This is a genomic window from Acinetobacter sp. NIPH 2699, assembly GCF_022549355.1.
Lineage (GTDB): Bacteria > Pseudomonadota > Gammaproteobacteria > Pseudomonadales > Moraxellaceae > Acinetobacter.
In genome coordinates, this window is the sequence record NZ_JAKZGL010000042.1 from 1 (window position 1) to 425 (window position 425).

Genomic DNA, 425 nt, shown 5'->3' on the forward strand with positions numbered 1-425 from the left:
CACACTACCATCAGCGCGAAGAGGTTTCACTTCTGAGTTCGGGAAGGGATCAGGTGGTTCACTCTTGCTATTGTCGCCAGCAAACTGTTGTGGTGCTTTGGGGTCTTAATCACGGTGTATTCACCGAGTGCCTTACTTGCGAACCAAAGAGTTATTAACGGATTAGTATATTAAGTCTGTTTTTACGGTGTTCATTATATCTAGCTATTTCACTAAATCAAGATGAAATGATGTTTTATGAATCGATTAAGCTATATATACAACTGCTTGGGTGTTGTATAGTCAAGCCTCACGAGCAATTAGTATTGGTCAGCTTCATACGTCACCGTACTTCCACATCCAACCTATCAACGTCCTAGTCTCGAACGGCTCTTTAGAGGACATAAAGTCCTAGGGAAATCTTATCTTGAGGTAGGCTTCCCGCT

Annotated in this window: 2 rRNA genes; both read right to left on the bottom strand. The window is 42.4% G+C overall.

Features of this window, described 5'->3' with window-relative positions:
• Positions 1 to 81: ribosomal RNA gene (gene rrf, locus MMP72_RS15795) — 5S ribosomal RNA — on the bottom strand; the annotation flags it as partial.
• A 197-nt stretch (positions 82 to 278) separates the two neighbouring features.
• Positions 279 to 425, bottom strand: a 23S ribosomal RNA gene (locus MMP72_RS15800); the annotation flags it as partial.